Here is a 6,253-nt window from a genome sequence, read left to right as displayed (position 1 = left end):
AGTATGTCAGCCGCCATCATGAGGTCATGAAAGCCTTTGCCGAGATGCTGGAGCAATCGTTGCTGGGGGCATCGAGCAAGGAAAAAATTCGCAATCTCAGCAAACAGTATGAAAATGTTTTTGCAAAGGTGGTAAAGGATATTGTGGCAACAAAAGCCGACACCGACAGCGAAACAGCCAAACAGTTGAGTGGTGAAGCCCACCTGCTGGAGCAGTTTATGGAGACGCTTTATGTGGAGAATGTGTGGCGGACTTATTTATTGGCACGGCGTGCTGAAAAAGATTATATGGCCCGTGGCGAGGAAAAATATGTCAAACAACTGCAAGCCTATGTAGCAAATTTTGGAAAAAGCATCGATATTTCGCATTTGCAGGCCGAAAACAAGAGGGAGCTGAAAAAATTGTTGGATGCCTATCAAACGGCATTTGTGGCGATGGTGGTAGGCGATGCGCAAATCAAGGCCGAGGAGATCCGCATGAAGGGTGCGGTACATGCAGTCGAATCTCCCATAGCAGCCGTTGTCAAAGATGCCAACGAGGATAAACAGAAGAGTGTGCTGGTTGCCCAGGCGTTGGAGAGGGAAATTCGCAATCAGGCTTTTGTTCTTGCTTTGGGCGGCCTGCTGGCGGGTGTTTTTGTGGCATGGTTTTCCGTTACGTATGTGATGGGGCGGGTGGCACGTTTTTCGGTCCAACTCGAACGTCTGGAAAAGGGGGATTTGACAGGATCCTGCAGTATGCGTGGCCGGGATGAGTTTGGACGAGTTTCAGAAAGTCTCAACCGGGCTATTGCCAAGTTAAGAGAGGCGTTTGTCACCATCCAGAGAGTCTCCCTGGCTGTCCATTCGGAGAGTACGGAGTTGGTCAACAGCTCGGCGTTGATGGCGGAAGGGGCGTCGTCCCAGGCGGCATCCATTGAAGAGACCTCATCCGCCATGGAGCAGATGTCTGGCAATATTGCCCATAATACAGAGAATGCCCAGGTGACGGGGACAATATCACTGCAGGCTGCAAAAGATGCGGTTGAGGGGGGAGAGGCAGTGAAAAAGGCTGTGACAGCCATGCGCGAGATTGCCGGCAAAATTTCCATCATTGAGGAGATTGCCCGACAGACCAATTTGCTGGCTCTCAATGCGGCAATCGAGGCTGCCCGCGCTGGCGAGCATGGCAAGGGCTTTGCGGTTGTTGCTGCCGAGGTGCGCAAGCTGGCTGAACGGAGTCAGATGGCAGCGGGTGAAATCGGACATCTTTCGGCCTCCTCCGTCGAGGTGGCAGAACGAGCAGGAAAGATTATTGACAGTCTGGTGCCGGATATTCAAAAAACAGCGGCTTTGGTGCAAGAAATTTCGACTGCCTCATTGGAACAAAGTCAAGGTGTTGGCCAGATCAATCTTTCGATTCAAGAGCTTGATCAGGTTATCCAACGGAATGCTGGCATATCGACGGAGGTGGCTGCCACGGCAGATACCCTGAGTGGCAATGCCGAGGCATTGACGGAAGCGGTCAGCTATTTTCGTACTGCAGCCTGAGAGTTGCTGCTCTGTATACTGGAGAGAGCCCTGTTTTTTTCCTTTTCATACTGCAGCCTGAGAGTTGCTGCTCTGTATACTGGAGGGAGCCCTATTTTTCCCGCAACAGGCGAAAGCCCAGATCTTCATACCAGCCGCTGGGGTTGCTGTCATAGCGGAAGGTTGCGCGGGTCAGCGCCGGGGCGCTTTGCCAACTGCCGCCCCGTTTGACACGATGGATGCCGTTGACCGGTCCTTGCGGATTGTCGCGTGTTGATTCGGCATAATAGGCCGGATCATACCAATCGGCGACCCACTCCCAGACATTGCCACTCATATCATGGAGCCCCAAGGCGTTGGGACTCTTTTGCCCGACAGGATGGGTAGAGCCGTCGCTGTTGTCGCTATGCCAAGCCACCTCATCGACCTGGTTGCTGCCGCTGAAGGCGAGTTGCGCGCCGTTAAAACGCGCCGCATATTCCCACTCCGCTTCGCTGGGCAGGCGATAGAGGGCGCTGCCTTTGCTGTTGAGGGTGCGGATAAACTCCTGGACATCGTGCCAGGAGACCGACTCCACTGGATAGTTGTCGCCCCGTTTGAAATGGGAGAGGTTGCTGCCCATCACCTGAAACCACTCTCCCTGGGTGACCGGATATTGGCCCAGCCAGAAGCCTTGCAGTTGCACCTCATGAGCGGGTTGTTCATTGTTGCGTGCCGTCATACTATCATCCCCCATCCGGAACAGCCCACCAGGAACCCAGACCAAGGGCATGCCGGTAATGGGACAGCAAATACGGCTGCCCTGGTTGGGATCCAGAGGGGGCTGTTCCGGGGTGGATGACATAGCGATATGCTCCTTGTACCGTCAAGATGGGAAAACGGTTTATTGGCTTTCCGCTTAGGAGCGTCCGATCTCTTCAGAGACGGGAACAATGATACGCGGATCCACTTTCAGCAACGAGTTGTTTTTGCCATCATAGTCGAAGCGGCTCAAAACATAGCGGATGGCATTGATACGGGCCAATTTTTTATCGTCGGAGCGCACAACGGTCCAGGGGGCATATTTCAGGTTGGTTTTTTTCAACATCACATCTCTGGCTTTGGAATAGTCATCCCACTTGGCCTGCGCCTCTTTATCAACCGGGCTGAGTTTCCAGACCTTCAAGGGATTGGTTTCGCGGGAGGCGAAACGCTCTTCCTGGGAGGAGCGATCGACGGAAAACCAGAATTTAATCAGGTTGATTCCCGATTCGATAAACATCTCTTCCACTTTGGGCAGTTGGCGGTAGAATGTTTCGGTCTGTTCCGGGGTGCAGAAGCCCATGACGGTCTCCACGCCGGGACGGTTATACCAGCTTCGATCAAAGAAGATGATTTCGCCACCATGGGGCAACTGTTTGATGTAGCGTTGGAAATACCACTGAGTTCTCTCTTGATCGGTGGGTTTTTCCAGAGCCACGATGCGGCAGACGCGGGGGCTCAAAAACTCCATGAAGCGTTTGATGGTGCCACCTTTGCCAGCAGCATCACGTCCCTCGAAGAGGATGACGATTTTTAATTTGTTGGCGACGACCCACTGCTGCAATTTAACCAGTTCCTGTTGCAGTGGGGTCAAAATGTTCAGATAATCCTGCTCACGCAATAGGCGGATTACCTCTTTTTCCCGTCCCCGGATCACCTCCTCGATCGGTTTTTTCTCTTCTTTTCCGGGTTCAGGGGTATTGGAGTTTTTATTGTTATTGGACATATCCAGCCTTTCTTAAAGTGATAAAGAGCCAAAAAGCTTCGAGCCAGGATGGCAACAGCCCTCTATTGTGGCTGGGAGTTCGGTATCATTCAAGCCTCTTCTTGCACTTTTTGCTCTTGTCGGTGCATTTGGAGCATTTTTTTTGGAGGAAAAGTGGTTATGCGTGCGCTGGGGGTCTGTTTCGCCCTCGTCTGCAGCCTGTTTTGGCTGTCGTGGGGATGGTCTGCCGAGGTGAGGGTGGAGCAGCTTCGCCTGTTGGCGGTAGCCGGGGATCTGCCTTCCCAGCTTTTGATGGGAATGCGCTATTTGCAGGGTGAAGAGTTGCCGCGCAATGCGGGCAAAGCCTATTTCTGGTTTGCCTTGGCTGCCGAGCGGGGCGATGCCCAGGCACAGAGACAGTTTGGCCTGATACGTTGGTTGGGTCTTGGCGGCGAGCCGGAGCAGCAGCAGGGGCTGCAGTTGTTGGCGCGTGCTGCCGGGCAAGGGGAGTTGGGAGGGCAGATTATCCACTCCTTGTTGCGGGAGGAGGCGCCGGCAGAGAGAGAGCAGGAGAGCGCAGAGATTATACAGGCAGCCGCTGCCTATAATAAGGGAGTGGCTTTGCAGCAGGGGTTGGGGATGCCGCCCAAGCGGCGGGAGGCGGTACAGTGGTTGCGCCAGGCGGCGGAGTGGGGGCATGGGCCCGCCCAGTATCAATTGGGGGTTCTCTATTATCAGGGGCAGGATGTAGCCGCAGAGTGGCCGCGTGCACTGTTTTGGTTGCGCCAGGCTGCCGAGCAAGGGGATGCCATCGCCCAGCATAATTTGGGAATTTTATATTATCAGGGCCAAGGGGTTGCGGAAAACCGTGTGCAGGCGTTGGCATGGTTTCGCCGGGCTGCGGAGAGTGGTTATGCGGTAGCACAATATAATTTGGGTTTGTTCTATTTGGCGGCTGAGGAGAGTATGTTGCGGCGTCAGGAGGCGATCTATTGGCTCCATCAGGCGGCAGAGCAGGGGCATGGCGAGGCGCAACTGGCTTTGGCGGTGGGCTGTGCCAATGAGGCGCAGTGGGAGAGAGCCTTGCCATCCTGTCGTTGGTTGGCGATTGCAGCCCAGCGCGGGGATAAAAAGGCAGTGCGCTCTTGGCAGCAGTTGGCGGAACGCTTCTCTGCTGAGCAGGTTGCCGCGCTGCAGCAGCAGGCGCAGCAGTGGCATCCGCGCGCCCCGGAGCTGTTGTGGCTCTCTTTTCGTCGCTGAATGGGGCGAGCAACTGTGTGGAGAGCCGCTGGCGGGCCTTGTATGCTCTCGTGCAGGGGGCGCCAATAGTGAGTGGGTGTAGGTGCAAGTAAACTGTCGGTACTGCACTTTTTACTCCCCTGCCAGACAAGGAAAAAAAAAGAGCGTTTGCGGTTGTTTTCTGGTATTCTGTTTCCAGTTTGCCGGTAGTGGTAGGGGTGATTTTTTTGCGAGAGGATATGAAACATGGAGAATGAAAGCGGACCGGTGGTGACACGTCGTGACGGCATGGATGATGATCCAAAAATTGTCTGGGACGACAGCCAGATGCAAACCTCATTTGCCAATGTGTGCAATGTGTTGGGCACACGGGAGGAGATCATGATTCTGTTTGGCTCCAATCAGGCATGGCAATCGGGGCAAAAAGAGGTCAAAGTCCATTTGAGCAATCGTGTGGTGATGAATCCCTATGCGGCCAAACGCTTGCAGGTGATGTTGGATATGGCGATTCGTCAATATGAAGAGCGTTTTGGTACTCTGAAAGTCTAAGTCTGCGCCGTAGATGTATGCACAAACTCAAGAGTGCTGGCAAAACTGTTCAGGAGGGGAGCTCCCCTCCTGGAGTGGCAGAAAATCCAACGAGTTGTCCCTCTCTCTGTCTCTTGGACGCGCTTTTGCAGGAGGTTGCGGGTTGTTTTGTCGTGCGCTCATCGGTTTGTGCGCTCCCCGTGCCTGCCCTGCTGAGCCAGGCGCAGTGTCTGGCTATCACCAGGGATTGACAAGCTCGTCGTGCAAGGACAATTTTATGCTGTGAAAGACGGTTTTTTATCTTTTACACAAAGGCTTTTCCTTTGTTACTATGTGACAGTTTGCCGTGTGGGTGTGCGACCGATTTCTCTGACGTGGGGAGTGTGTGGGGCATGAAAGAAGATTTGTCCAGCGTGACAATCAAAAAAGAGTTTGCCGAGTTGATCAAGGAGTCGGTTCGGGATGTCTTTTTGACCTTTTTGTCAATCGAGATTACCCCTGGGCCGTTGGTGATGAAGCGTGAAGATGACTCTTATCGCCCCCCGGAGACCGAAGTTACGGTAATTATCAATTTTTCTGGTGGAATTCACGGTGGGGTGCATCTGGCTTCGCCATTGCATTTGGCCTTGCAACTGGCAGGTAACTTTGCTGGCGAGGAGTATGACACCTTGTTTGGCGAGGCGGGAGATGGTTTTGGTGAGTTGGGCAACATGATTGCCGGAGGTTTGCAGACCAAATTGTCCAACCGTTTTAGTGCGGTGCAACTGACCCCTCCAACGCTGATTGCCGGCAAAGAGTATCGCATGCAATATAAATCCAATTTTGATAGTATCAAACAGTATTTCAAGACCAGCAGCGGGCCGTTCTATGTGGAGTTTTTCTTCTGGGCGGGAGGTTGATTGAGAGATTGGCAGTTATAATTGCGTTTCAAGGGCCCGGAATTGGCTGAGGAGAAAAAGAGCATGAGAGCGAAGACGCCAACAAGCAGTGGCAAAACCATTGAGATCAACAAGCCTTATACCAACGCGATCGGTATGGAGTTTGTTCCGATTGCGGCGGGAACTTTTATGATGGGAGCGGATGTGCATTTTGATGGCATGGCTGCCGGTGATGAGTTGCCACAGCATACGGTAACCATCAGCAAGCCTTTTTTGTTGGGCAAATATGCAGTGACCCAACAGCAGTGGGTGGCGGTGATGGGCAGCAATCCCAGTGCCGCCAAAGGGCGCACTCTGCCGGTGGAGCGGATCAG

Annotated in this window: 7 protein-coding genes; 5 read left to right on the top strand and 2 right to left on the bottom strand. The window is 53.5% G+C overall.

Features of this window, described 5'->3' with window-relative positions:
• A partial coding sequence (locus EJP87_RS13185) for a methyl-accepting chemotaxis protein (protein ID WP_130472336.1) occupies positions 1 to 1,529 on the top strand: 1,529 nt, incomplete at its 5' end.
• Positions 1,530 to 1,620: 91 nt separating this feature from the next.
• Here EJP87_RS13185 and EJP87_RS13180 read toward each other — a convergent pair.
• A complete protein-coding gene (locus EJP87_RS13180; protein WP_130472335.1) occupies positions 1,621 to 2,352 on the bottom strand; it encodes a formylglycine-generating enzyme family protein in 732 nt (243 codons plus the stop codon).
• A gap of 54 nt (positions 2,353 to 2,406) precedes the next feature.
• On the bottom strand, positions 2,407 to 3,255 hold the full coding sequence (gene ppk2 / locus EJP87_RS13175) for a polyphosphate kinase 2 (RefSeq protein ID WP_130472334.1): 849 nt from the start codon (positions 3,253 to 3,255) through the stop codon (positions 2,407 to 2,409).
• Between the two features lie 159 nt (positions 3,256 to 3,414).
• On the opposite strand from ppk2, the gene EJP87_RS13170 reads away from it, so the two are divergent.
• From EJP87_RS13170 to EJP87_RS13155, 4 genes are all read left to right on the top strand, one after another.
• Complete coding sequence (locus EJP87_RS13170) at positions 3,415 to 4,494, top strand: SEL1-like repeat protein (RefSeq protein ID WP_193771376.1); 1,080 nt, start codon at positions 3,415 to 3,417, stop codon at positions 4,492 to 4,494.
• Between the two features lie 225 nt (positions 4,495 to 4,719).
• Entirely contained in the window at positions 4,720 to 5,022 is a 303-nt protein-coding gene (locus EJP87_RS13165) for a DUF3467 domain-containing protein (RefSeq protein ID WP_227657634.1), read from the top strand.
• A 371-nt stretch (positions 5,023 to 5,393) separates the two neighbouring features.
• On the top strand, positions 5,394 to 5,900 hold the full coding sequence (locus EJP87_RS13160; RefSeq protein WP_130472332.1) for a chemotaxis protein CheX: 507 nt from the start codon (positions 5,394 to 5,396) through the stop codon (positions 5,898 to 5,900).
• A gap of 63 nt (positions 5,901 to 5,963) precedes the next feature.
• Positions 5,964 to 6,253: formylglycine-generating enzyme family protein (locus EJP87_RS13155; RefSeq protein WP_153188680.1), on the top strand; the 290-nt coding region annotated here is incomplete at its 3' end.

The organism is Candidatus Magnetaquicoccus inordinatus, assembly GCF_004217665.1.
Classification (GTDB): domain Bacteria; phylum Pseudomonadota; class Magnetococcia; order Magnetococcales; family Magnetaquicoccaceae; genus Magnetaquicoccus; species Magnetaquicoccus inordinatus.
This window is presented reverse-complemented; position numbering and strand designations above follow the sequence as displayed.